26 protein-coding genes are annotated in these 24,527 nt (G+C 66.2%); 13 read left to right on the top strand and 13 right to left on the bottom strand.

Annotation, left to right across the window (positions count from 1 at the left end):
* Nucleotides 1-1,365, bottom strand: a 1,365-nt coding sequence (locus AZG88_RS23490) for a HupE/UreJ family protein (RefSeq protein ID WP_061045862.1), incomplete at its 3' end; no start/stop codon positions are given.
* A complete protein-coding gene (locus AZG88_RS23485) occupies nt 1,362-2,486 on the bottom strand; it encodes a DUF3500 domain-containing protein (RefSeq protein ID WP_231914152.1) in 1,125 nt (374 codons plus the stop codon). The genes AZG88_RS23485 and AZG88_RS23490, both read right to left, overlap by 4 nt.
* Before the next feature lie 150 nt (nt 2,487-2,636).
* On the opposite strand from AZG88_RS23485, the gene AZG88_RS23480 reads away from it, so the two are divergent.
* The 4 genes from AZG88_RS23480 to AZG88_RS23465 are packed head-to-tail and all read left to right on the top strand — an operon-like array spanning nt 2,637 to nt 6,183.
* Nucleotides 2,637-3,812, top strand: a complete 1,176-nt coding sequence (locus AZG88_RS23480; RefSeq protein WP_061045860.1) for a cytochrome P450 — start codon at nt 2,637-2,639, stop codon at nt 3,810-3,812.
* A complete protein-coding gene (locus tag AZG88_RS23475) occupies nt 3,809-4,003 on the top strand; it encodes a ferredoxin (protein WP_061045859.1) in 195 nt (64 codons plus the stop codon). The genes AZG88_RS23480 and AZG88_RS23475 overlap by 4 nt, the downstream gene beginning before the upstream one ends.
* Nucleotides 4,000-5,130, top strand: a complete 1,131-nt coding sequence (locus AZG88_RS23470; RefSeq protein ID WP_061045858.1) for an NAD(P)/FAD-dependent oxidoreductase — start codon at nt 4,000-4,002, stop codon at nt 5,128-5,130. Before AZG88_RS23475 ends, AZG88_RS23470 begins: the two co-directional genes overlap by 4 nt.
* Nucleotides 5,131-5,169: 39 nt before the next feature.
* Nucleotides 5,170-6,183, top strand: coding sequence for a LysR family transcriptional regulator (locus tag AZG88_RS23465; RefSeq protein ID WP_231914151.1), 1,014 nt, complete (start codon nt 5,170-5,172; stop codon nt 6,181-6,183).
* Here AZG88_RS23465 and AZG88_RS23460 read toward each other — a convergent pair.
* Nucleotides 6,093-6,680, bottom strand: coding sequence for a TetR/AcrR family transcriptional regulator (locus AZG88_RS23460; protein WP_061045857.1), 588 nt, complete (start codon nt 6,678-6,680; stop codon nt 6,093-6,095). The two genes, AZG88_RS23465 and AZG88_RS23460, sit on opposite strands and share 91 nt — an antisense overlap.
* A gap of 147 nt (nt 6,681-6,827) precedes the next feature.
* On the opposite strand from AZG88_RS23460, the gene AZG88_RS23455 reads away from it, so the two are divergent.
* The 7 genes from AZG88_RS23455 to AZG88_RS23425 all read left to right on the top strand — a co-directional run bounded on the left by AZG88_RS23455 (nt 6,828) and on the right by AZG88_RS23425 (nt 14,210).
* Nucleotides 6,828-7,814 carry an aryldialkylphosphatase gene (locus AZG88_RS23455; RefSeq protein WP_025433558.1) on the top strand — a complete coding sequence of 329 codons (987 nt, stop codon included), beginning with the start codon at nt 6,828-6,830 and terminating at the stop codon, nt 7,812-7,814.
* Nucleotides 7,815-7,864: 50 nt separating this feature from the next.
* Nucleotides 7,865-8,818, top strand: a complete 954-nt coding sequence (locus AZG88_RS23450) for a phosphotriesterase family protein (protein ID WP_005249785.1) — start codon at nt 7,865-7,867, stop codon at nt 8,816-8,818.
* Nucleotides 8,819-8,832: 14 nt separating this feature from the next.
* Nucleotides 8,833-9,960, top strand: coding sequence for an FAD-dependent oxidoreductase (locus AZG88_RS23445; RefSeq protein ID WP_061045856.1), 1,128 nt, complete (start codon nt 8,833-8,835; stop codon nt 9,958-9,960).
* Between the two features lie 17 nt (nt 9,961-9,977).
* On the top strand, nt 9,978-10,898 hold the full coding sequence (locus AZG88_RS23440) for an alpha/beta hydrolase (RefSeq protein WP_061045855.1): 921 nt from the start codon (nt 9,978-9,980) through the stop codon (nt 10,896-10,898).
* A gap of 1 nt (nt 10,899) precedes the next feature.
* The gene (locus AZG88_RS23435; protein ID WP_005249780.1) at nt 10,900-11,841 is read left to right on the top strand and encodes an MBL fold metallo-hydrolase; all 942 of its coding nucleotides are present in this window, start codon (nt 10,900-10,902) and stop codon (nt 11,839-11,841) included.
* Nucleotides 11,842-11,864: 23 nt separating this feature from the next.
* Nucleotides 11,865-13,601, top strand: a complete 1,737-nt coding sequence (locus tag AZG88_RS23430; protein ID WP_061045854.1) for a CocE/NonD family hydrolase — start codon at nt 11,865-11,867, stop codon at nt 13,599-13,601.
* Nucleotides 13,602-13,718: 117 nt separating this feature from the next.
* Nucleotides 13,719-14,210 (top strand): hypothetical protein, encoded by a 492-nt coding sequence (locus AZG88_RS23425; protein WP_061045853.1) that lies wholly within the window; start codon nt 13,719-13,721, stop codon nt 14,208-14,210.
* A 51-nt stretch (nt 14,211-14,261) separates the two neighbouring features.
* Here AZG88_RS23425 and AZG88_RS23420 read toward each other — a convergent pair whose 3' ends face one another.
* Nucleotides 14,262-14,945, bottom strand: a complete 684-nt coding sequence (locus AZG88_RS23420) for a PAS and ANTAR domain-containing protein (RefSeq protein ID WP_061045852.1) — start codon at nt 14,943-14,945, stop codon at nt 14,262-14,264.
* A gap of 106 nt (nt 14,946-15,051) precedes the next feature.
* Nucleotides 15,052-15,411 carry a hypothetical protein gene (locus AZG88_RS23415; RefSeq protein ID WP_025433561.1) on the bottom strand — a complete coding sequence of 120 codons (360 nt, stop codon included), beginning with the start codon at nt 15,409-15,411 and terminating at the stop codon, nt 15,052-15,054.
* Between the two features lie 177 nt (nt 15,412-15,588).
* Here AZG88_RS23415 and AZG88_RS23410 point away from each other — a divergent pair, with 177 nt between their 5' ends.
* Nucleotides 15,589-16,797, top strand: a complete 1,209-nt coding sequence (locus AZG88_RS23410; protein ID WP_061045851.1) for a fatty acid desaturase family protein — start codon at nt 15,589-15,591, stop codon at nt 16,795-16,797.
* 45 nt (nt 16,798-16,842) lie between these two features.
* Here the strand turns inward: AZG88_RS23410 and AZG88_RS23405 are convergent, their stop codons facing one another.
* From AZG88_RS23405 to AZG88_RS23385, 5 genes are all read right to left on the bottom strand, one after another.
* Nucleotides 16,843-17,523 carry a GAF and ANTAR domain-containing protein gene (locus tag AZG88_RS23405; protein WP_061045850.1) on the bottom strand — a complete coding sequence of 227 codons (681 nt, stop codon included), beginning with the start codon at nt 17,521-17,523 and terminating at the stop codon, nt 16,843-16,845.
* Nucleotides 17,524-17,743: 220 nt separating this feature from the next.
* Nucleotides 17,744-18,130 (bottom strand): hypothetical protein, encoded by a 387-nt coding sequence (locus AZG88_RS51955; RefSeq protein ID WP_156517595.1) that lies wholly within the window; start codon nt 18,128-18,130, stop codon nt 17,744-17,746.
* 35 nt (nt 18,131-18,165) lie between these two features.
* Nucleotides 18,166-19,008, bottom strand: coding sequence for a GAF and ANTAR domain-containing protein (locus tag AZG88_RS23395; RefSeq protein ID WP_025433564.1), 843 nt, complete (start codon nt 19,006-19,008; stop codon nt 18,166-18,168).
* A gap of 182 nt (nt 19,009-19,190) precedes the next feature.
* Nucleotides 19,191-19,484 (bottom strand): hypothetical protein, encoded by a 294-nt coding sequence (locus tag AZG88_RS23390; protein WP_061045848.1) that lies wholly within the window; start codon nt 19,482-19,484, stop codon nt 19,191-19,193.
* Between the two features lie 30 nt (nt 19,485-19,514).
* Entirely contained in the window at nt 19,515-19,934 is a 420-nt protein-coding gene (locus tag AZG88_RS23385; protein ID WP_025433565.1) for an Hsp20/alpha crystallin family protein, read from the bottom strand.
* A gap of 125 nt (nt 19,935-20,059) precedes the next feature.
* On the opposite strand from AZG88_RS23385, the gene AZG88_RS23380 reads away from it, so the two are divergent.
* Nucleotides 20,060-20,419, top strand: coding sequence for a MerR family transcriptional regulator (locus AZG88_RS23380; protein WP_005249737.1), 360 nt, complete (start codon nt 20,060-20,062; stop codon nt 20,417-20,419).
* Between the two features lie 8 nt (nt 20,420-20,427).
* On the opposite strand, the gene AZG88_RS23375 is transcribed toward AZG88_RS23380, so the two are convergent.
* The 3 genes from AZG88_RS23375 to AZG88_RS23365 form a co-directional block, all read right to left on the bottom strand.
* Entirely contained in the window at nt 20,428-21,105 is a 678-nt protein-coding gene (locus AZG88_RS23375; RefSeq protein WP_061045847.1) for a hypothetical protein, read from the bottom strand.
* 29 nt (nt 21,106-21,134) lie between these two features.
* Complete coding sequence (locus AZG88_RS23370) at nt 21,135-21,692, bottom strand: CsbD family protein (protein WP_061045846.1); 558 nt, start codon at nt 21,690-21,692, stop codon at nt 21,135-21,137.
* A 312-nt stretch (nt 21,693-22,004) separates the two neighbouring features.
* Nucleotides 22,005-24,185 carry a catalase gene (locus AZG88_RS23365; protein ID WP_061045845.1) on the bottom strand — a complete coding sequence of 727 codons (2,181 nt, stop codon included), beginning with the start codon at nt 24,183-24,185 and terminating at the stop codon, nt 22,005-22,007.
* Between the last annotated feature and the right edge of the window lie 342 nt (nt 24,186-24,527).

The following is a 24,527-nucleotide window of genomic DNA, read 5'->3' as shown; positions in this document are numbered from 1 at the left end:
TCGGACAACCCGGCCCTGCCGCCGGTCCTCTCCCTTGCGGAACGCGTCTGGCCCGGCCGTCCCGACGAGGCGGCCCCGCAGGAGTAGAACAGCCACAGCGACCGCGGCAATCCACAGAGCGGCAACGACATACGGCGTCACGTCGGCCAGGCTGTCTGCCGCGTCGGCGACGATGTTGGGAAACCCCACCCGATCGAACACCCATCCGGCTGCGGCTGCCGCGGCCAGTACGGCTGCGGCTGCCCTAACGGGATGGTAGATGCGGGTCCGCGCGAGCACGATGAGCGGCGGCAGCACGACAGCGACGACGGCGAGTTGCATCAGCTCGATGCCGATATTGAAACCCAGCAGGCTGACTGCGAGTTGCCCACCGGTGAGGTCGAGTTCGGTGAGCGTCGCCGAGAACGCGAGACCGTGGACGAGACCGAACATCCCCGCTATCAACGCTTCACGGCCGACGAAGATCGGCACGATTGCGTGAACGGCAGCGACGAGAATGCTGATCGCAATGAGAACCTCGACGGGCTGCTGCGGAACCGGAAAGCCGATCGTGCCCAACGCGAGAGTCACCGAGTGGCCGACGGTGAACGCCAGCGTGATCGCAGCTATCTTGCGCACCGCCACTCCAGGCCGCGCCGGCCCACCCCAGCGCCGCGCGGCGACGAGCAACGGAGCGGGTAGCAACAACGTGAGCAGGAACAGTTGGTGGTCCGTTCCTTCCCGGATGTGCGTGATGCCGAGCGAGACCATACTGACGAATCCCTGCCAGGCGCTTCCGTCGTCGAGGTGCACTGTCAGTGGTGTGATGTCGCCGGTGACGGAGTCCACTCCGACGGTGCCGATCTCTCGCCCGGAATCTATTGTTCCCGTGTACCAGTCGGATCGTACGGTCACCATGACGACATGGGTGACGACGCGATGGATCACCGCGTCGTAGCCGAGATCGAACGAGCGTTCATCGGCTCCGGCGGGGGGAACGAGATGCGCCGTCGTCGTGAGGGTGTCATAGATTCCGGTACCGAGGTCCTCCGCCGAGCTCAGGGTGAGTTCGTCGAAGGTGACCGCCCACGGCCGGCCGTCCAGCGTGGTCGGCGCGAAATGATTCTCGAGATAGTCCAGCAGTTCGCTCGAATGCGCGTCGATCCCGCTCTGACCGGCGGATCCGAGGTCGATCCCGCTTGCCGCCTCCAGGTCGCTCAGTGGAATCGTCAGAGCAGCATCGATTTCCGCGGCGCGAACGTCGAGCTCGATGGTGGTGGTCGGAAGAACGTGAGCCTGCGCGGTACCACCGATCAGCCACAGTCCGATCGATGAGAGCACCAGCATCAACCGCGCAACCGACTTGCGAAGCCGAGGGGAGATCACTCCTGCGTTCCGCCGTAGTCCGTCGTCCGGTCACGCCACACCGAGTGCGGGTGGTTCCCGGACAGCACGATGCCGTGCTGCATCGAGAACTCGATCCAGACCGACGGTCCGTCGATCCGCACGTAGTCGTTCTGCTCCGTCACACCGGTGCTACCCGAGTACGAGACGTACGTCTGGTCCAGCTCGCTCTCGTACTTCGCCAAGATGGTCGCCCCGTCCGCGTCGTCGATGTCGTCGACGTAGGTGGCGACCGCGGCCATCACCAGCTGCTTCTGTTCCGGAGTGAACGTCGACACCTGGACGCCTTCCTTGGTGGTCGGGAATGCCCAGTCGTTGCCGGGTTTGAGCACCAGATCGCTGTACACGGAATCGAGCTTCGCCGTGGCCAGCTCCTCGGTGGACATTCCTGCGAGCATCGCCGCGAACGAAGACTGCTCATTGGCGAGCGGGGAATTCGACGTGCCGTTCTGCTCGAACGTGCCGAACGGTTCGACCCCGCGGAACGACGGGGTGGCACCGACGAGAGCGCCGTCGACGTAGGTGTTGGCGAAGGCCAGATGGTGTCCGCCGAACTGCAATTCCCACGTCCCGGAATCGGACGGGGTGCCGAGGAAGGCGATGTAGTAGTTGCCGCGGCCGTAGTCGGTTCCGCCGCCGTTGGCCGCGAGGTAGTCGTCCGCGTTGAGCAGCTGCTGGATCTCGTCGTACCCGTCGCCCGCAGCCGAGCCGGTGACCGCCTGCAAGAGGGTGTCGAGCGCGGCGATTCGAGTGTCGTCGAGGTCGCTGAGTTGCAGGCCGATCCGCCCCTGACCGCCTCGGAGCAGTGCCTGCGGCAGATTCGACCACTTCTGCGCATTCTCGAACGAATACTCCTGTTGCAGTAGCGCTTTCTGATCGTCGGTCAACGTCGCCGCAAAGGCCTCGGCACTGGCGACGACGCTGCCTGCGTCGGCAGTGGCAGCAGTCGATGCGACAGAACTCGAAGCGGACGTGGACGCAGTCGTCTGGGTGGTGTCGCTGTCGGTCCCGCATGCGGCGAGTGAGAGTCCGAGAAGCATCACCATCGAGGACACGACGATCAACTTCTTCGGTGGGGTGACACGGGAGTTCTGAGTTCGCATGGGAGGAGCGTAAGTAGACAGAATCCGGTCGACCCGTGAAGTCGCTGGCACTTTCCTGTGAAGCGCGGGACATTCACATCAATAGGCTGCATGTTCCAATATGCACAATATGAGTTGGATTTATGTGAGTGGAGTCACTTCACTGGGTGCATGACCAGCACACCCGCTAGTTCCGCTATCGACCTCTTCGCCGACGAGATCCTGACCGACCCCTATCCGACATATTCCGAACTCCGCGATCTCGGCGCGGTGGTGCATCTGCCCGCCAACGACGTCTACGCCCTGACCCGGTACGACGCCATCCGCGACGCACTGGCCGACCCCGGCACGTTCTCGTCCCGGACGATCGGCTTCAACCCCATGGTCAACGAGGCACTGCAAGGCACGTCGCTTGCCTCCGACCCGCCGATCCACGCCGAACTGCGCGCGACGCTCACCGAGAACCTCTCCCCACGGGCGCTGCGGGGAATCAGGGACAGGATCCAAACCAAGGCCGATGCGCTGGTCGCGGACCTGGTAGCGCGGGGTTCGTTCGAGGCCATCGATGCGCTGGCCCGTGTCTTTCCGCTCGTGGTCGTCGCGGACCTGATCGGCTTCACCGGCGAGGTGCGCGACAACATGCTGCGCTGGGGACAGGCCGCGATGGAGGTCATCGGCCCGATGAACCAGCGGACTGCGGAAAACTTCCCGATCGCCGGCGAACTCTACGGTTGGTGCACCGGCGTCCGGGCCGAGGATCTGGCGCCGGGGTCGGTCGGTCGCCGCATCTTCGACGCCGCGGACCGGGGCGCCATACCTCCCGGAACCGCCGGCCACATCATCCACCAGTACCTGGGCGCCGGAGTGGACACCACGATCGCTGCGCTCGGCAACATCGTCGCACTGTTCTCGGCCTTCCCCGACCAATTCGACCTGGTACGAAGGGATTCCGCCCTGGTGCCGGCAGCCTTCAACGAGATACTCCGATTCTGGGCGCCGGTGCATGCCTGGGGGCGCCTCGTCACCCGGGACGTCATCATCGACGGCTCCCTGGTGCCTGCCGGCTCCCAGGTGGCGATCCTCTTCGGTGCCGGCAACCGCGACCCGCGACACTACGAGAACCCGGACGCCTTTCTGGTCGAACGGAACCCGGTCGACCACCTCTCCTTCGGTTACGGCCCGCACGGCTGCGCAGGCCAGGGCCTGGCACGCTTGGAAGCTCACGCCGTCATCGGGGCACTGGCCGTCCACGCACAGCGTCTGGTGGCCGCCGATCCGGTTCGGTTGCCCAGCAACATCACCCGCTCCATCAACACACTCGAGATCCTGAAGGTGGTCCCGGCATGAGAATCGTGATCGATCGGCCCCGTTGTGAGGGCCACGGACTGTGCGAAGAGATCGCTCCCGATCTGATGCACCTCGACGACGAGGGCGAACTGATCCTCGACGTCGAAGAGCTCTCCGAGGGAAGCCCTGAACTCGCTGACGCCGGCGCCGCTGTCCGGGTCTGTCCCGTGGCCGCACTCACACTCGCATGAAACTCACCGAAGCTCCCCGGAGGATTCTGGTCATCGGCAACGGGATCGCCGGCCAGACCGCGTGTGACAGCCTCCGTGCCGCAGGTTTCGACGGCGACCTGACCATCGTGGGCGACGAACCCCGGGCGGCGTACTCGCGACCAGCGCTCTCCAAGGGGCTCCTGGTCGACGGCGGTTCCCACGCCTTGGCGCCGCCCACGCACGAGGCCGCCGAGGTGCTCGGGGTGGCGGCAGTCGGCCTCGACGTCGAGTCCCGCCGGGTAAGTCTCGACGACGGTTCGGATCTGCCCTACGACGGACTGGTGATCGCCACCGGTTCCCGGGCCCGGCGTCTGGGTGGCGAAGACAGCGTCGAGCTGACCCTGCGCACCCTGGACGATGCCCTGGTTCTCCGGGAACGGCTGGCTGCCCGTCCGTCGGTGGTGGTCGTCGGGGCCGGTCCGCTGGGCATGGAAATCGCGTCCGCCGCCCTGTCGGCGGGATGCCGGGTCACGCTGGTGGCCGACGGCCGGCCGATGCTGTCGCATCTGGGGCCCTGCCTGTCCGACGCGTTCGCCGCGGCCGCGGTCGCCCGGGGACTCACTATCGTCGTCGGCTCGGCCGCCGGGATCGACGATGCGCGTGGGGTGGTCCTGCGGGACGGATCACGGGTCGCGGCCGACCTGCTCGTCAGCGCGATCGGCGACATCCCCAACACGGAGTGGCTGGCCGCCTGCGGACTGATGACCGGCGGCCGCCTCGAGGCGGACTCTCGGGGACGGATCGGGCCCGGCATCGTCGCGGCCGGGGACGTCGCGGCCGTCCCGACGCGGACGGGAGTGCGCCGGATTCCGCTGTGGAGCAGCGCCATCGAACAGGCCAAGGTCGCTGCCCTCGCACTACTGGCCGGCGACGAGGCGCCGGAACTCGACTTCGATCCGTACTTCTGGACCGAGCAATTCGGGTTGAACCTCAAGGCCACCGGCGACCTGCCGGCTGCCGGTGAACCCGAGTTCCTCCTCGGGGACAGCCCGCGCGGACCGTCGGTGATGCGCTGGACTCACGACGACGGTCACGGTGTCGCGATCGCCGTCAACCACCGGATCCCGATCCCGAGACTGCGCCGCATGGCCTCGGCCGGAGCATGACGCCGACGGTTCGGGAGAAGGACGCGTAACTTCGTGTGGATGAACCAACCCAGGGATCATTCGAGTGATCTCGGCCTGGAGCGGCTCGCCTCGGTCAACCTCAATCTGCTGGTGCCGCTCCTGGCGCTCCTCGAAGAGGGATCGGTCACCCGCGCCGCGGCCCGGGTGGGCATGTCCCAACCCGCGATGAGTCATGCCCTGGGACGGATGCGCCGAATGATCGGTGACGACCTGGTGACTCGGCAGGGCAGCGGCCTGGTGCTCACCCCGCGTGCGTTGGAACTCATCGCGCCACTGCGTGAAGTGCTGCGGCAGACCGCCGAGGTGGTGAACTTTCCGGGCTTCGACCCTGCCCACGACAGCCGAACCATCACGATGGCGATGACCACCAGCACCGCATTCGTCGTCGGGCCCGCGTCGGCGCGTCTGATCGCGGAGCGGGCACCGAATGCGACCCTCCGGGTGCGCAACTTCGTCGAGCCTCAGGCAAGCGACTTCACCGACGAAGGGGTGGACGTCGTACTCCTGTCCGAGGCGTTCACTTCGCCGTACCCGCGCGAACGGCTGTACGAGAACCGCTGGGTGGTGATCGCCCATCCGGACAGTGATCCCGAAGCGTCTGCTCTGGACCTACTCACCTCGATGCCGCACGTCACGTACGACTCGCGGCACCGGGTGGCGCCGTACGCGGCGATGGACGCGCACGGCGTGCAATACCGGATCGGACAACTCGTCTCCGATCACCTGCTCATCCCGCATCTGGTGGCGACGGCCGGTGGCGTGGCCGTGCACACCCTTCGGGTCGCGGTCGCGATGCGCGAACGGGTCGACCTCCGGATCGAGGAATTCCCGCTGCCGCTGTCACCGTTGAGGGTCGACATGGTGTGGAACCCGCGTCTGGCAGATGCGGCGTTCATCGGCTGGTTGCGGGAGATCCTCGTCGAAGCGACGACGTTCGAGCCTCAGTTGTCCGACGCGAGCAGGTGGCACCAGGAGTCGGTGAGTTCGTCGAGGCAGACCTCGCGGGGAATCCGCCAGCCGACCGAGAAGTAGCGGCGCGAGAGGTACTCGAGCTGGCCGAAGGCGAGCACGCAGCGCACCTGGCGACGGTCCGGCGGGAAGCGCTTCGCCCGATCCAGCCCCGCGGTCATCTGACCGACCGCGTCCTCGAACCACTGCTCGGTCTTGGCCGCGACGTCCGGCTCGTGTGCGGCCTGGAACGACGCGGTGAGGTACGGCTTGATCTCGTCCCATTGCGAGAACTTGCGGTCCAGCCACTCCCGGATCAGGTCGCGCGAGCCGGAGGCGACCACCGCGCTCAGCGTCGGGTCGTCGGCCGTCGTGAGGATCGCGTCGACCTTCGTCAGCAGCGCGCTCATCACCTCGGCCTTCGACGAGAAATGCAGGTAGAAGGTGGTCCGGGTGGAGCCGGCGGCGGTGGCGATGTCGTCGATCGTGGTCGCGGAGTAGCCCTTCCCGCCGAACAGCTCGAGCGCCTTCGCGAGGAAGAGCTCGTAGGTCATCTGCTTCTGTGCGGCACGGAGAGACATGGCCCGGATTCTATCCGCAGTACAGCCACGAACCTGCCCGCAAAGTCACATGCCTTCCAATGCACTCACTTGACAGTCTGTAATGTTAATCCCTACTGTGATGCGCAGCACGTCATGCAGACATGACGCTGACGAAAGGAAGTGCCGTTGAAGGGCTCCCAGACCGCCGAGAGCAACACCGTCAACACCGTCCTCGGCCCCGTTCCCGCCGACGAGCTGGGAGTCGTCTCGGTTCACGAGGCGCTGCTCTCCGCGGTTCCCGGCGCAGAGCATGCGTTCGACATCGCCATGGACCGCGCCGAGATCTTCGAGATCCTGGCGGCGAAGCTGACGGATTTCCGGGACCACGGGGGACGGACGATCGTCGACAGCACCGGCATGTTCCACGGTCGCGACGTGAACCTGTACGAGGCGCTCTCCCGCTCGACCGGAGTGCACATCGTCGCGTCGACGGGCATGGGCCCGGAAGAGATGCTCGGCGGTTATTTCCTGACGCCGCAGACCAATCCGCCGACGCCGTGGCCCGCGGAGAAGTTCGCCGAGCTCTTCACCAAGGAGATCACCGATGGCATGGTGATCCCACGGGTCGAACGACGGGGCGCCGCGGGTCTGGTGACCACCACCGCGACCCGCGGAGGCATGACCCCCACCGACGAGAGCCTGTTCCGCGGCGCGGCCCGGGCCGCCCTGCATACCGGCGTCGCGGTCTCCCTTCGCTACGGGCACGACGCGGCGGCTGACCTCGAGATCGTCGTGGACGAGCAGCTGCCCGCCCACCGCGTCGTCGTCGGCGGGCTCGACCGCAAGGACGCGGTCGCCGCCGGCGCCCCGCTCGAGATCGCCCGCCGCGGCGCCTTCGTCGCCCTGGACCACGTGGGCCCGGACAACGGCGCCCACATCACCGACAGTGAACGCGCCGTCGTGGTGCGCGAGCTGGTCGAGGCCGGCCACGGGGACCGAATCCTGCTCTCGAGCAGCACGATCGGCGTCGCCAAGGGACAGCCCGACTGCGACGTCCCGTTCAGCTACGTCCTGTCGACGTTCGTACCCCTCCTCACCGCGCAGGGGCTCGGCGACGCGGACGTCCAGCGGATCCTCGTGGACAACCCGCGCGAACTGCTGTCGGTGCGCTGACCGCGCGAAATCCGCAATCGAAGTGTCGTCTTTCCCGAAGGGGAGTTGTTGTGTCGAGAGTCAATACAGTCCTGGGGCCGATCCCGACCGAAGAGTTGGGCATCGTCGCCATCCACGAGCACATCGGGTACGGCATGCCCGGCTCCGAGCTGGATACGAGATGGTGGAAGACCCCCGAGGAGCGGTACGAGGAGACCGTCCCGAAGCTGCGCAAGTTCCACCAGTACGGGGGCGGGACCTTCGTCGACGTCACCGGAATCTGCAACGGTCGTGACGTCGACTACTACAAGTCGCTGTCCGCGAAGACCGGAGTCCACATCGTCGCGTGCACCGGATTCGTCGGCGGCGACACCGCTTTGCCGTTCTTCGAGCGGGCGAGCGTGGAGTACCTGACGCGGCAGTTCGTCCACGAGATCACCGTCGGCATCGGGGACACCGGCAGCCGCGCCGGCGTCATCAAGGTCGGGGTGAGCCGCGGTGGCCGAATGACGGAGCTGGACAAGCGAATCTACCGCGCCGCGGCTCGCGCCGCCCTGAGCACCGGCGTGCCGATCCTGACGCACCTGGCCATCGACGCCGAGAACGCGATCGCCATCTTCCACGAAGAGGGCCTGCCGTTGGACCGCGTGCTGTTCGGGCACGTCGACGACGGCGTGAACGCGGAGAAGACGCGCGACACCTGGATCGCCGAACAGGGCGGTCGCGTCGGCTTCGACACGTTCGGCTACGAGACCGAACTCGAGGATCCGCCGTTTTGGGCCCGTCCGCGCAAGGAGCGCCTGGACCACTTCCTCCGGTTCCTCGGAGCAGGCCACCTGGACAAGGCGCTCGCCGGCGTCGACGCCAACTGCAGCCCGCTCGGGTGGCCGGGAGTCAAGGGCCACACCGTGAACTACCTCTTCGAGGACCTCATCCCCGACCTCCGTGAGGCCGGTATCGACGAGGCAACGATCACCAAGTTGTTCGTCGAGAACCCCGCCGATTTCCTGACCATTCAGAACTGACAAGGACGAGAAACATGCAGCCAACAGAGCTGAAGAACCTGAACATCGCCATCGTCGGCGCGGGGTACGCCGGCGCTGCGGCGGCCAAGGCCCTGAGCCTGCTCGGCGCCGAGGTCACCGTGTACGAGCAGGCCTCCGCGGTTCGGGAGGTCGGCGCCGGCATCGGGCTGCGTCCTTCCACCATGCACCGCTTCCGTCAGTGGGGGATCTTCGACGCGATCGCGAAGGTCAGCTCGCCGAGCGACTACTTCGAGATCCTCACCGCCACCAATGATCCGATCTTGAAGGAGGCGTGGCCGGGAATCGACGACTACGACGAGGAGACCAAGACCCACCTGATCCACCGCGGGGACTTCATCGACGCTCTCCTCGGCGTGCTCCCCGAGGGCATGGTGCGCCTCGGTCACAAGCTCGAGACCGTCGAGGACCGAGGCGACCGCTCCGTCCTCACGTTCGCCAACGGCGAGACCGTCGAAGCCGATCTGGTCATCGGCGCCGACGGCATCAAATCGGTGGTGCGCCAGCAGATTTTCAGCGACAAGGATCCGGTGTTCTCCGGGGAGCACGCCTACCGCGCCGTGATCTCCGTCGACGACGCCCACGGAATGGTCGTCGACGACAACCTCCGGATGTACATCGGCAGGGGTACGAAGGTGTACCTGCTGCCGTTGCGCCACCGGGGCCAGGTGTCCTTCGACATCACCGCCCTGTGCCCCGACGGCACCTGGGCGCCGCAGATCACGAAGGACGACATCATGGCAACCGTCGAGGGCTTCGACGAGCGGATCGTGAACATCGCACGAGGCCTCGACCTGGACACCGTGAGCATTCGAGCGGTCTACGACATCGACCCGGTCGAGCAGTGGCACTCCGACTCGGTCGTCCTCGTCGGCGACGCAGCGCACTCGATGCTGCACCACCAGGGGCAGGGTGCGAACTCGGCGATCCTGGACGCCGGCGCACTCGCCGACGCCCTGCAGGAAGCCGACTCCGTCAAAGACGCGCTGGCGTTGTACCAGGCGACCCGCAAGCCGATGACAGATGAGCTGCAGCGCATCTCGCGTCAGGGGTGGGCCGAGGACGAGGTCGACGACGTCTTCCCCGGTCAGAAACCCGCTGCTCAGCCGTCCGCCGCGAAGTAAGAAACGAGGTCACTGACATGCCGCTACACCCCCAGATCGCCCAGGTGATCGCGAACCTGCCCGCCCCGCCCGAGGGCCCGCTCGACCCGGCGGCCATGCGCGCCGGCGAGCAGGCACAGGTCACTCCCGTCGAGGAGCGCCTGCCGCTCCACGCAGTCGAGGACAGCACCGCAGGGGACGTACCCGTCCGGATCTACACACCGGTCGACGCCGACTCCTACGGACTGCTGGTGTACTTCCACGGCGGCGCGTTCTTCCTCGGAAGCCTGGACACGCACGACCACGTCGCACGGTCCCTGGCGATGGAGACCGGGCTGAAGGTCGTCTCCGTCGACTACCGCCGGGCACCCGAGGCGGCATTCCCGGCCGGCCTCCAGGATTGCCTCGGGGTGGTCCGGTGGGTGGCGGAGAACGGCGGGGACCTGGAGTGGGACGGCTCGACACTCGCACTGGCCGGCGACAGTTCGGGTGGCACGTTCGTCGCCGCCGTCGCCGCGACGGCCCACGACGAGGGATTCGATCGCATCACCCACCAGGTCCTGTTCTACCCGTCGCTGGACCTGGACTTCGACATCGACCGCTACGCCTCCCTGCGGGAGAACGCCGAAGGGTACGGCGTGGAGACCGCGGGGTTGAAGCCCTTCAACGCCTTCTATTTCGACAGCGGTGCGGATCCGGCAGACCCGCTGGTCTCCCCGATCAAGCGTGAGGATCTGACCGGGCTGCCCCCGGCGCTGATCGTCACCGCCGAGTTCGACCCCATGCGCGACGAGGGCGAACTCTACGGCGCGCGGCTGAACGAGGCCGGAGTGGACGCGACGGTCAGTCGTCATGCCGGTGCCAACCACGGGTTCGTCCAGAACTTCTCCTGGATCCCGGAGTACCAGAGGGTGTTCGAGGAGACGGCCGAGTTCCTTCGGTCCGCTCCGGGGAAGTGACATGACGCAGGACGTGAAGATTCACCCCCTCGTCTCGCCGTGGGGTCGATTCGGCCTGTACAGCTTCTTCATCGACGCCCCTGAGCCGGCGATCGTCGACACCGGCATCGCCTCGTCGCCCGCCGCGGGAATGGCCCCCGCGCTCGCGGCGCTCGGGCGGCGCATCGAGGATGTCCGCTGGATCCTGTTGACCCACGGCCACATCGACCACCTCGGCGGGGCGCACGCCCTGTGGGAACTCACCGGCAGGCGTGCCCAGGTCGTGATCCACGAGGCCGACGCGCACCTGTTGCGATCGCGGCAGGCGCACGTGGACGAGTACGTGGCGGTGCGTGGGCAGTACCTGCACGACCCGCAGGGTGCCGCGAAGCAGACGGCGACGGCGCAGGCGGCCATCTCCGGGGAGATGGAGCCGCACAGGTTGCTCCGGGGCGGCGAGACCTTGTCCCTCGGTGGCGATGTCACCGTCTCGGTGCATTCCATCCCCGGCCACACCGCCGGATCGGTCGCCTACGTGGTGGACGGCCAGAACTCCGTGTTCGTCGGCGACGCCGTCCAGGTCCACGGCGCCGCCAACGGCTTTCCCGGCTACGAGGATCCGGTCGCCTACCGGTCGAGCGTGCAGTATCTGCGTGACGAGATCCGTCCACAGCACCTGTATCTGGGGCATCCGTACCGCCGGGCGGACGGCGTGGCCTACGGAGTAGAGCTCGACAGCGACCAGGCTCGACATGCCCTCCAGGAGAGTGTGGACATCCAGGCGCGGGTCAGCGACGCGGCCCATCGGTATCTGCGGGACGGTCTGCAGGAAACGGACTCGGCGTATTCGCCGTTCGCCCGGGTGGCGGAGGAACTCGGCTACGAGGGGGACCCCACGCTCGAACCGTCCCCGTTCTTCACGACGCTGCACGGTCATCGCACGCAGTTCAACCAACAGTCTTGACAGAGAAAGAGAGTCGCGCACTCATGACGGATCTTCGAACGTTGGATGCGGGTGGGCAGAAGATTGCCGTCCGCAAGGACCTCCGGGTGCCGATGCGGGACGGTGTCACGCTCGTCGCCGACTCGTACTCCGGGGTGGAGGACAAGCCCCGGCCCGCGCTGGTCGCCCTGAGCCCGTACGGCAAGGAGTTGCAGGCCCTCGCCCTCACCACGCCGCCGCAGCGACGGCCCAGTCCGATGTGGGACGGCTGCATCGAGGCGGGCGACATCGCACGCGTCGTCGAAGAGGACTACGTACACGTGATCGGCGACCTCCGCGGCTCCGGCGCCTCCGAGGGTGAGCACATCGGCAACTACAACGCCGGCGGCGGCGTCTCCCTGGGTCAGGACGCGTACGACTTCATCGAGTGGGTGGCCGAGCAGCCATGGTGCGACGGCAACGTCGGGATGATCGGCATCTCCTACTTCGGGTCGATGCAGGTGCTCGCCGCCGCGGAGCGTCCGCCGCATCTGAAGGCGATCTTCGTCAGCGGCGGGCACTACGACTTCTACGAGACCACCTACCACGGCGGCATCATGTGGTTCATGCCGCGCGCCGCCCGCGAGGGCCGCGGCGGCGACTCCGGATGGGCCTTCACCGACAACGTCAAGTCCCGCGTGCTCGAGACGTACTCCCCGGAGGAGATCAAGCAGCGCGTCGCCGAGCGCCTCGAGGATCCGGACGTGGCCGCCTGGCCGAACCTGGTCCACGTGTTGAACTACCCGAAGCACCACGAGGCCTGGTTCGACATCGTGATGAACGACCTGGACGGGGACTGGTACGAGGAGCGCAACCCCGTCACCCTGGCCCCGAACATCGACATCCCCGTCTATCTCCAGATCGACCAGGGTCGCGGCTGGACGGTCGACGGCACGATCGAACTCTTCGACGCGCTGAAGGGTCCGAAGAAGCTGGACATCGGCCCGTACCCGCCCATGCAGTCGCGCCCCTTCATCGAGGAGCACGACAAGATGTTCCGGTGGTACGACTACTGGATCAAGGGCATCGACAACGGGATCATGGACGAGCCCGCGGTGAACGTCTTCGTCGAGGGCTCGCGTGAGCGGGTGACCGGAAGTCAGTGGCCGCCGAAGGACGTGGAGTACCGGTCGCTGTACCTGCGCCCGCGCGGCACGCTGTCCACGGAGCCCGAGCGGATGGGTGCGGAATACGCCGCACCGGACGGTTTCTACCAGGCGCCGCTCACAGTCACCGATACAGTGTCGATGCTGCGCTGGAGCACCGAGCCGTTCGAGGAGCCCACGGAACTGATCGGCACCGGCGCCGCGCACATCTTCGCCGAGATCGACCAGGACGACACGAACTTCATTCTGCGTCTGTGGGATTCCGCGCCCGACGGTAGGCGCCAGCTGATCACGTCCGGTTACCTCAAGGCCTCGCACCGCGAACTCGACGAGCGCACCACCGAGGGCAACCCGCACCACCCGCATACCCGCGCTGTGCCGGTCGAGCCCGGGACGATCGAGGAGTACGTGCTGCGCCTCTACCCGTTTGCCGCGACGTTCCGGCCGGGACACGCTCTGACCGTGGAGCTCTCGAACAACGAACCGCTGGCCGACGCGCACAACGCGCTGCTGCCGCCCGATGCCTTCCATCTGCCGGTGGGCCGCCCGGTCACCCACAAGATCTACCGGGACGCCGCGCACCGGTCCCGCCTCGTGCTGCCGTTCACGACATGCAAGGCGGAGAGGCAGAGGTAGCGCCGCGCCGAGCGGTACCTGTCCGGCCAACTGCGACGTTGTCGGAGCAGCCAGTGATGTGCGCAAGAGCGTGATGGCGGCCTGTGTGACTGCTCCCGGGGCCGGGCACTCTCCAGTATGGGATCGAACGCAGGCCGCCCCACCAGCCCGACTGCCGCAGCTCTCGGGGGTCGGCTGATGCAACTGGTCGGGGACCGCGACGCCGCTCAGTTCTCGTTCGAGATATCCCGAGTGTGCGCCGAACCGCACCCAGACGGAGAGCGGCCACAATACGGCGAGGTGCTCGCCTGGGTCGTCGATGCCATCGTCGGCGTGGTCATCGCGCGCCTGGGCGCCGCGGGTCCAGGGGAGCGGTTCATCCTCGACCTCCGCTTCACAGACGGCGGGTACGTCGACGTCGACGCCCTACCGGCATCGGCGCGGTGGGTGCTGCGGACCGTGTCGGCCTTCCTCGCCGAGGATCACGCGGAAGTGGAGCGGTCGCTCACCGCCGCCGAGCAACAATTCGACCTCACCATGCGCGCGGAAACCCTGGCCGACGCACTCATCTGGCTCGACTTCGTTCTCGGCGTCGACCTTCCCGACCCGCCCGACGTCACCACCGCATAGGGAGGGATGCCTGACTCGGTCCAGGTTCCGTGCTGGGGTGTCGGCCGTGAGTCAGTCCTGCGCCCCCGGCTGGCCGTCGGGGTGCACGTGTGCGGTCAGGAGCAAGTGGTCGAACCGGGCGCGAAACGACTCGGGGAGGGTCGCCTCGGCGGCGAGTGCGTCGACGAAACGCTCGGCGAGGGTGTGAAGTTTGGTGTTGGTCTCCTGTGAACGCCAGGTGAGGATGCCGAAGGCGCGTTCCGAGGAGATGCCGTAGACGAGCATGAGTGCACCCTTGGCCTGCTCGATCACCGCCCGCGATTGTTCGAGTTCGGCGACGGCCTCGGTGAGCGCCGCGTTGAACTCGCGGAGGTCGGTTTCCAACGCTTCGGTGACGTCGATGTAATATCCGGATGTGCCGATGACCTGGTCGTTCTCGTCGAGCATTCGATCGCCGACCACGATGACGTGGTGGATGCGCCGTTCGGTGTCGATGATGCGGTGTTTGCTGCTGAACGGCTCACCGGCGTGGATCATCTTGTCGAAGAGGGCCGCGACCTGAGGTTGGTCGTCAGGATGCTTATGGGAGAGCAGCAGTTCGGTGGTGGGGGTTACCTCGCCTGGGTGGTAGCCGTGCATCCGGGCGACGGGGTCGGACCATTCCCAGCGCTGGCCGTCGAGGTAGAACCGGAAACTTCCACCCTGCGGGGGTGCATTCGAGCCGCGGAGCTCATCAGTGTCCACAGCGACCCCCACGGCACTGCGTGCTCGACCATCCTCGCCTCGCAACCACTGCCACAGTATGCCGCGCACTCACGTCGGAATGCGCAGGAATCAGCCGCCCGCAACACTGCCTGTCCGGTCAGTTCGGGCTTTGGGTGTGCTTGCCCTCCGTCGGCGAAGTAACGGTCGCCGGTTCCGTGGTCGTCGGAGTGCGACCCGCAGCTTCCTCCAGTGACACTCCGTTGGTGGGGGCGCCCGTCGCGCTCGTGTCCGTGCCGCGGTGGGTAGCCTTCTTCGCCAGTTCGCCGACCTTGTGCTGCACCTGCGGAGCTTTGTCTTTCACGATCTCCGTCGCCTCGCTCACCTTCTCCTGCACGGTGGGGTTGTGCCAGAGCTCGAGGGACTGATGCCGCATCTTCTCGTAGGATTGTCGACCGGACCGAGTGCCCAGGACGAAACCCGCGGCCGCGCCCGCTGCGAAGATCAACACTTTCTGCATGACATCTCCTGACTGTTGTGTGGCCCGAGCGGTCAGCCGAATCATCGTCCGAACGCCCCTCCTGCACAGCTTGCCCTCAGCTGCCGAACCCAAACCGCGCCGGCGACGACTTCCGAACTAACTCACATCTCATCTGCGCGTAACCTACGGTTCCGTAACTTGCCGTAGCGTCACGATATGGCGATTTCGGATGTCAAGATGTACGCCCACCTGACCGAGGCCGATGTCGAAGCTCTCGGGATCGACTTCGACACGATCCGACGAGACATCGAAGCCTCGCGCGGGGAGAGTGATGCCCTGTACATCAGAAACGCCATCCGGCTGCAGCGGTCACTCGAAATCGGCGGGCGTGCACTGTTGTTCGCGAGCCTGTTCCCACCGGCGTGGCTTGGGGGTACCGCGATGCTCGGCACCGCCAAGATCATCGAGAACATGGAACTGGGTCACAACGTGCTGCATGGTCAGTGGGATTGGATGAACGATCCGGAGATCCACTCGTCGTTCTGGGAGTGGGACATCGCCGGCCTGTCGGAGCACTGGAAGCAGACCCACAACTACGTTCACCACAAGTACACGAATGTGCTGGGCATGGATGACGACGTGGGCTACGGCATGCTGCGGGTCACTCGCGATCAGCGGTGGACACCGCTGAGCATCGGCAACCCGGTCTACAACCTGTTGCTGCAGTTGTTCTTCGAGTACGGCGTTGCCCTCCAGCACCTCGAGCTCGGCAAGGTGGTTTTGGGTCGTGTCGATCGTGAGGAGTTCGAGCGCAGGTGCCACGAGGTGCTCGAGAAGGTCGGCCGCCAGGTGCGCAAGGACTACGTCGTCTACCCGGCGCTCACCGGTCCGGCGTTCCTGACGACCTTCACCGCGAACCTGACGGCGAACATGATCCGCAATGTGTGGACGAACGCCGTGATCTTCTGCGGTCATTTCCCTGACGGCGCCGAGAAGTTCACTACGAAAGACCTCGAGAGCGAGACGCGGGGCCAGTGGTACTTGCGGCAGATGCTGGGTAGCTCGAACTTCGAGGCCGGCCCGGTCATGGAGTTCATGAGTGGCAACCTCTGCTACCAGATCGAGCATCACCTGTTCCCGGACCTGCCGAGCAACCGCCTGCGCGAGATCTCCAGGCGGGTGCGGGCTCTGGCCCAGAAGTACGACCTGCCCTACACGACGGGTTCGCTGCCGGTGCAGTACTTCAAGTCGTGGCGGACCATCGCCAAGCTGGCGCTGCCGAACAAGTTCCTCAGCGCAACCGCCGACGACGCACCCGAGACTGCATCGGAACGCAAGTTCACCGATTCGCCCCCGCAGATCGATCCGGTCACGGGCAATCGCCGCGGGCTGTTGACAGCGCTTCGTGCACGGGCGGGAGTCTGAAGATCGCCGGAGGATGGGGCAAGTGCCGGTTCGTGGCCGGTTCTCTCATCTGCGTTCGGTAATCCGCTGCGCGATAACACTCAACCGGGTGTTGGTTTCCTGGGAGAGTCTGCTGAGCAGCTCGAACGCACGGATCGCGTCGATGTCGAATCGCTCCATCAGCATTCCCTTCGCCTGCCCGATGACGTCGCGTGAGGCAACCGCTGAGCGCAGCTGCTCTTCGGTCCGTACAGCGGTGAGTGCCAACGCGGCGTGGGCGGCGAGAACCTCGCCTGCTGCTTCCTCGTTGGGACCGAACGCGTTCGGCGAGAATGCAAACAGGTTGAGTGCTCCCATCTTTCCCTCGGAGGTATACAGCTGAAAGGACATCGAACTGAGAATCCCCACATCGACGGCGGCGGCAGCGAACTGCGGCCATCGCGATTCCGAGCGAAGGTCTTCGCTTCGCACCACGAGATTGTTGAGCGCCGCCGCCACACACGGTCCCTGCCCGAGTTGCTGCTGAGCGTGGTCGAGCTTTCGGAGCAGCTCGGATGTCGGCGCGACGGTCTCGAATTTGTTGCCACCGGAGATGAGCAGAATGCCCGCGCACGTTTCGTGCGGCATCAGCTCGACAACTGCGGCGGTGACAGCGCGCAGGCGTTCGTCGAGGGTGCGTGGACCGGAGAGACTGCGGGCCAACTCGGCCATGGTGCGGCTGAGGTCCCCCGCGCCGGAATCGCTCATTACCGCTCCTCGGTTCGATCGAAAAAGATGGCTGCAGGATGCCACCCACACCACCATAAGCACCCCGGCTCCTGTGCCGGACCGGAAAAGCAGGTTCCTTCCGTTGGCAGGGAATGCGGCGCTGTTTCGGTGAAGGAAAGGGCAAGCCCTTCTCGCGGTGGTCGGGATGAAGCAGCATCGGTGCGCATGACGCCGTGGCACCCGTTCCGCTGTCGCCGTGTCAGCGGTGCGCGTCGTGGTACGCGGTGGTGGCACAGCTCGGGCACAAGGTGAGTTCGGTGAAGGCCCAGCCGTTGATCTGTGCCGCCCTGGCCGCCGCAGTCCGATCTCCGATACCGGTGCGCAATCCATGATCGCACCGATCGCAGCGCACTTCCCACACCCCGTTGCCCGAACGAATCATCACGGATTGCCCCTCCCTCGTCGAGCGAGCTCGATGCGAGGAAGGCCCGAGGACCGTCAGTCCGCGCTCGCTACTCATGGAAGCCGAATACCCCTCACCGAGAACGGTAATCACCGAATCGATGCCCCCGTCTGCGCACCCCAGGCCGAGCGTCTGGTCCTCCATGAGGAAGTCCCTCACCGACGCGCCGTTCCGCACGCTCACCACATCCCTTTTGGGCGGCTCCGCCGGCTATGGGCTTAACCGGGGAGCCTGGCCGTCGTCGCGTCCGGACACGACGAGGACGTGAGTATCGAAGTACCCTGCCGCGAGCGAGAGTAATCCCGTGTCCTCGCAATTGCTTTCACCCCGTCGGCACCGGACGTCAGATCCACGAGTTCCTTCGCCAGCCGAGCGAGTTTGATGTTTCTCTGCTGCGAGCTGACGACGAGGAAATCGAAGGCCTCGTCCGCGGACACACCCCCGGTGGCCATGACGATTCCCTTCGCCTGCTCGATGATGCTGCGCGACTCCATGGCTTTGATCAGACCCGCCACTTCCTCACGCGCCTCCCGACCATCTCGCGCGAGCCGAATCGTCGACGCAATCAGGGTGGCGTACACCCGGAGTAGGGCAGCATCGAATTCCGAGAAGGCGCTGCCGATGCGGCTGTACAGATTCAGCGATCCCAGTCCGTCTCCCACGGACAGTGGAGCACACAGAAAGCTGCCCGACTCGAAGCCGGCAGCTTCAACCGCGGACGCCAACGCGGGCCATCGCCGAACCACCCCCTCACCGAATTCACCCCTCACTACCGTGCACGTGTCAGCAGCGACAGGACCCGGGCCCTTGCCTGTCCGTATCTGGGCATCCTCGATCGAGGCGACGCGAGGGTCCGCGCACGCCACCGACCCACTGCCCCCAGCGTCATAGGAAAGAACCGCCCCGGCCATCTCCGCGCCGCTGAAGGCATCGACTGCCCACTCGCACAGTCGGTGCAGGAGAGTGTGTCCGGACACTTCTTCTTCGAGAAGTCGACGCAATGCGTCGAGCGCCTTTCCGACCGCCTCGACATCTCCGCCCCAACCGCCGTGCGCGGACACGCCAAACCCCTTTCTATATAGCTTACACCAATTAATCTATGGCTTCAGATAAAGATATCGTGCGACTCGGTCCGTCTCAACGCAAGGAGCACGCGGAGGGAAATGCCCGGCGTGCGAGCGCGAAGCAGCCCCCGGCCCGTCCAGCGCGAGAACGGCAGGCCGGGGACTACGGATGGACAACGTCACGTGTTCCCGTGCGGCGGAGAGCGTTGGGTGGCTGCTACTTCCGGGTTCGGACCCCTGCGCCGCGTGGTGGGTGCCACCGCGTGCAGCGGGGGCCTCGTGTTCTCGCCGTGGACGTCCGCTGTCGAAGTCGGTGCCAAGTCCGTGAGGACCGGTGCGGGCGCGTCGGCGAAGATCAGGTCCACCTCGGCTGCCAACAGCCGGCACTCGAGGTCATCCCACACGTACTCGACCTGTGGCAGTTCCGCTTCCACGGTCGAAGGGCTGTTCTGTGCGTACACCATCGTGGTCATCCCTCCCGCTGTGTGTCGGATCGGCGCGGGTCAGGCGCTGACGGCCTTTCTGTCGTCGCTGTGGGTGATCTCGATCTTCCGGGCCTTGGCACGTTCGGCCACCGGGACCGTCAGCCGGAGCACCCCCGATTGGTAGTTGGCCGTGATCCGGTCGGTGTCGAGGTTGTCGCCGAGGAACAGCTGCCGGCTGAATACGCCCCTCGGTCGCTCCGAGGCCAGCATTTCCTGGTTGTCGGCGCGCGCGGGGCGTTCAGCATGAACGGTCACAACGTTGCGCTCGACATCGAGCGAGACGGAATCGGCGTCCACCCCTGGCAGGTCGAACTCGACCACTAACTGTTCGCCGTCGCGCCACGCGTCCATCGGCATGGCCGCCGGTCGCGCCGTGGTGCCGAGGATCTGCTGAGTCAGGCGGTCGAGATCGCGGAATGGATCAGTGCGCATCAACATTGTCTCCACCTCCAGAAACCCGAATCGTAATAGGTAACCTTCAGCAAATGCTGTAGATTCGTTATAGCAAACGCTCTAGCTCCTCGCAAGAGGGTTCGGCGGACTCGATTCTCGAGGAGGACGCGATGTCGAACGACGACAAGTCGCGAGCCAAACAGGGGGTCTACGGCATCACCGTGGCGTCCGAGCTCTCCGGGTTCGGCACCCAGGCGCTACGTTTCTACGAGCAGCACGGCCTGATCAACCCGGCCCGCACCAGCGGCGGAACCCGCCGCTACAGCGACGACGACCTCATTCGATTGCGGCGCATCGCCGAGCTGATCGCGGACGGGGTCAACCTCACGGGCATCGCTCGCGTCCTCGATCTCGAGCACCTCAACACCGAGCTCGCGAGCGACAACGATCGCCTCGTCGAGGCCAATAACCGGCTCGAGAGCGACAACGCTCGACTCAGAAGGGACGGGACTCGCGGCGGGCGAGCCTGAGTGTCAGATCACCCGTTGAGTGCCGTCTCGTTGCGGCGCTTGTCTTTTTCCGCCTCGGCCAGTTTCTCCACGCGGTCGGCGCGAGCTCGTTTGTCCGCCGCCTCGTCCTGCTTGTCCGCGGCGTCCTTCAGCTGGGCCCTGGCCGGCGCTCCCGCCGCCTTCTCCGCTACCCGGAGTCTGGTCTGCTCGGCGCGCTGCTCGGCCTCTGCCGCCCGGGTGCGTTGGGCGGCACGTTGATCGGCGTTCGTCTTCGCGACCTGTTTGCGGTGCTCGGCATCCCGTTCAGCCGCTTGTTTGCGTTCGAACTCACGCCGGCGTGCCCGTTCGACGTCGCGCTGCTTCGCCTCGCGCGCTGCCGCCTGCTCGTCCTGGACCTGCTTGCGCTTGGTTTCCAGTGCGGTGTCGGCCTCGGCCTCGGTGCGTGCCGCCTCTTCGTCGAGTTCCGCCGCCCGGGCCAGTGCGTCGCTGCGCTCGGTGAGTGCGTCGCCGCGCCGCTCGGTGTCACGGTCGCCGAGTGCACTGCCGACGGCGCCGTCGAGCACGCCCAGGGTGCGCTCGTACATCAACCGGGCCGGTGATTCGGTTGCCAGCCGGGACATCAACTGGTCTTCGACGAGTTGCAGAGGAATCCGCAGGATCGTGTACTGGAACCGCAAGAGCGTGATGGGGACGGTGGGGATGTTCATGGAATCTCCGATGGTTCGTGGGGAGTGGATCAGGACAGGCCGGCGTCGTTGCTGAGACCCTCGGCGGCGCGCCTGACTCGTTCTGCCTCGTCGCGGGCCGCGTTCGCTTCACGGACAGCCCGCCGGTGTTCGTCGGTGGCATCGACGGCTTCTTCGGCGGCGGCGACCGTCTTCGACCGTTCGACGGTCTCCGCCCGTGCCGCTTCGTCGCGGGCGTCGGCCGCCGCGCGGGACTGCTCCTGCGCGACCTGGCGGTGCTGTTGCTCCTCCGCGGCCCGGTGCTCTGCTTGCTGCCGGTTCCGGGCAGCTTCTTCGGCGGCCGCCGCCTCGGCACCGATCGCAGCGCGTTCCTCGGCACTCTCTCGACGCACCTGGCCGAGTTCCTCTGCAGCCTGCGAGGTTTCCGCCCTGGCCACGGTCTCGGCACTGTTCGCCTCTTTACGTTGCTGCGCCTGCGCCTGTTGCAGCTGCCCTTCGGAGGCCAGCGAGTCGTTGCCGGTCACCGCGCCGGCCACTTCCTTCACCTTGCCCTTGACCGTGTCGAGGAGACCCTTGCGTGCTTGTCCGGACGTGTTCTGTTCGTTCATGACTATGTTCTCCTGGTATTCGGGCGGCGACGGTACCGCCACCCGCAATGGCGTGTTGTCTTTTGTCTTTCATGCTTTGCTCCGGAGGTCGGGTGTTCGGGGTGCGCCGTAAGGTCGAGGACGCGCCGGACGCCGGATAGTTCGACCGGGGACGGGCGCACTGCGCGGACAGCAAGTTCCTCCGGTTACGCTGCTGCTCTTCCGAACTCGCCAATCATGAAGGTGCGCAACCATGTCGACGAGGGTCTCGAGATCGCCATCGGCGGCCCCGAGACCCTCGTCCAGACCGTTTCACTTCACAACCGCGTCACGTCACACCTGGCGCTCCCAGACCCGGTGGGACTTCATCAGCGCAGTGATGCCGTCGAACAGTTCGGACGCCTCGTCTGCGATCACGATGCCCGGGGCCTCGGCCGGGATTCCGGCGGCTTCGAGGAGGCCGCGACCGGCGGCCCATCCCCCGATCGCCTTGCAGTGCCGGAATGCTTCCATCAGCAACACGTGCAGCCGCGGGTCCGACGCCGGCGCCGCGACGAGAATCGCGTCGAACTCCACCGACCGCATCGTGAGGAACGTGCGGGACACGGGGACGGCGCCCTTACCCGACCCCAATTCGCCACCGTGCGGCCCGATGACGAGCGGCACCATGCCGTTCTTGCCGATCATCTCGACGGCGTCGGCCACCTCGGACAGATCGGACTCGTCGTCGGCGACGATGCCGATGATCCGGCCGTCCAGCGGCCACTCGGCACCGACCTGCGACAGCGCGGGACTGGGCGTCGGCGCCGCGTCGTAGGCGACGGTCGGCGCGGGCGCCGGGAGGCCGAGACCCGCGGCCACCTGCTCGCACAGACCGGGGTCGATGTTCGCGACGACCTCGAGTGCACGCTCCTTGATCACCTGCTCGTAGCACTTGCCCAGCTCGAACGTGTAAGCCTCCGCGACGTGCGCCTGCTCGACCGGGCTGAGGCTGGCGTAGAACAGTCGGGCCTGCGAAAAGTGGTCGTCGAAGCTCGCGGGGGCGGCGCGTAGTTTCGTCGACTCCGGCATCTGCACCGGAACCTCCACGAAGGCAGCGTCCGCGCCGGCCAGGAACGGGCAACCGGCGTCGAGGGAGTTCGGCCGATACGGCGCGACACCCGGATGAACTCCCGTCTGGTGCATGCCGTCGCGCAGCATGTCGTTTACCTCCGCCTGGGGCCGATTGATCGGTATCTGCCCGAAGTTGGGCCCACCGAGCCGGCTGATCTGGGTGTCGAGGTAAGAGAACAGCCGAGCCTGCAGAAGCGGGTCGTCGGTGACGTCGATCCCGGGAACGAGGTGCCCGGGATGGAACGCCACCTGCTCGGTCTCGGCGAAGAAGTTCGTCGGATTCGCGTCGAGCGTCATCAGCCCGATCGGCTGCACGGGGGCCAGTTCCTCCGGCACCATCTTGGTCGGGTCGAGCAGGTCGATGCCCTCGAACGTCTGGTCCGGGGTGTCCGGGAACGCCTGGATGCCCAGTTCCCATTCCGGGTACGCGCCGGACTCGATCGCGTCGGCGAGATCGCGGCGGTGGTAGTCGGGGTCCATGCCGTTGACGATCTGCGCTTCTTCCCACACCAGTGAGTGCACACCGAGTTTCGGCTTCCAGTGGAACTTGACGAGCGAACTCTCGCCCGCCGCGTTCACCATCCGAAAGGTGTTGACGCCGAAGCCTTCCATCATCCGGTACGACCGCGGTATGCCGCGATCCGACATGTTCCACAACGTGTGCGCGGTGGCTTCGGTGTGCAGGGACACGAAGTCCCAGAACGTGTCGTGAGCGCTCTGCGCCTGCGGAATCTCGCGATCGGGATGCGGCTTGGCGGCGTGAATGACGTCGGGAAACTTGATGCCGTCCTGGATGAAGAACACCGGAATGTTGTTTCCCACCAAGTCGAAAGTGCCTTCGCCGGTGTAGAACTTGGTCGCGAACCCTCGTGTGTCGCGGACGGCGTCGGCCGATCCGCGGGAACCGAGGACGGTGGAGAACCGGACGAAGACCGGCGTCTCGACGTCCTTGCCGAGGAACGCCGCCTTGCTGATCGGTTCGGCGGCACCGTATCCGCGGAAGACGCCGTGCGCGGCCGCACCGCGTGCGTGCACGACCCGCTCCGGTATCCGCTCGTGATCGAAGTGCGTGATCTTCTCACGGAGATGATGGTCCTGGAGCAGGGTCGGTCCCCGGGTTCCCGCTTTGAGCGAGTGATCGGTGTCGTACAGCCGCGCGCCCTGCGCCGTGGTGAGGTGCTCCCCCTGCTGGCCGCGGGCCGTGTCCGGACCTTCGACGGGTTGCCCGGTCGCGGTGCCCAGCGCGGGAGCCCGCTGATCGGGCTTGGGCGGCAACGGATCAGTGGGTTCCGTGGGCTCGGCGAACGTCGGGGTACCGGAACCGGGTGTTCCGGGAATGGGCGGGTTCTTCTTGGGCACGGCGTAGCTCCTCGCTGAGAATCCGTGGGATCGGCGCCGCATCGTTGCTGAACGGTCCGCTCTTCTCCGAGTGCCCAAACGTTCGCAAACCGAATCAGGATGGGCCCAGCGCCACACCGTGCCCCGATCGAGAGACGCGGTTTCGCATTCGCGCCCCAGGGCATAGCTACAGCAGATGTCAATCACCAACGAACCGAGAATCCGGCGTTCTGCTGCGTCGGGAAGGAGTGATCATGGGTACCGAACCAGGCACGCAGTTGCACGAGGAACCACAGTCCGAGCGTGGCCCCGAGGGCTCACGAGACGCGGGCCCGGACCAGGCTGGAACTGGCCAGACGGACCGCAAGCCCGGGTCCCTGGACCAGGAGGAGGTCACCTCCTCCG

It is taken from the genome of Rhodococcus sp. LB1 (assembly GCF_001583455.1).
Taxonomy (GTDB): Bacteria; Actinomycetota; Actinomycetes; order Mycobacteriales; family Mycobacteriaceae; genus Rhodococcus_F; species Rhodococcus_F opacus.
Note: the sequence above shows the minus strand (reverse complement) of the source record. Positions and strands in the feature narration are given on the sequence as shown.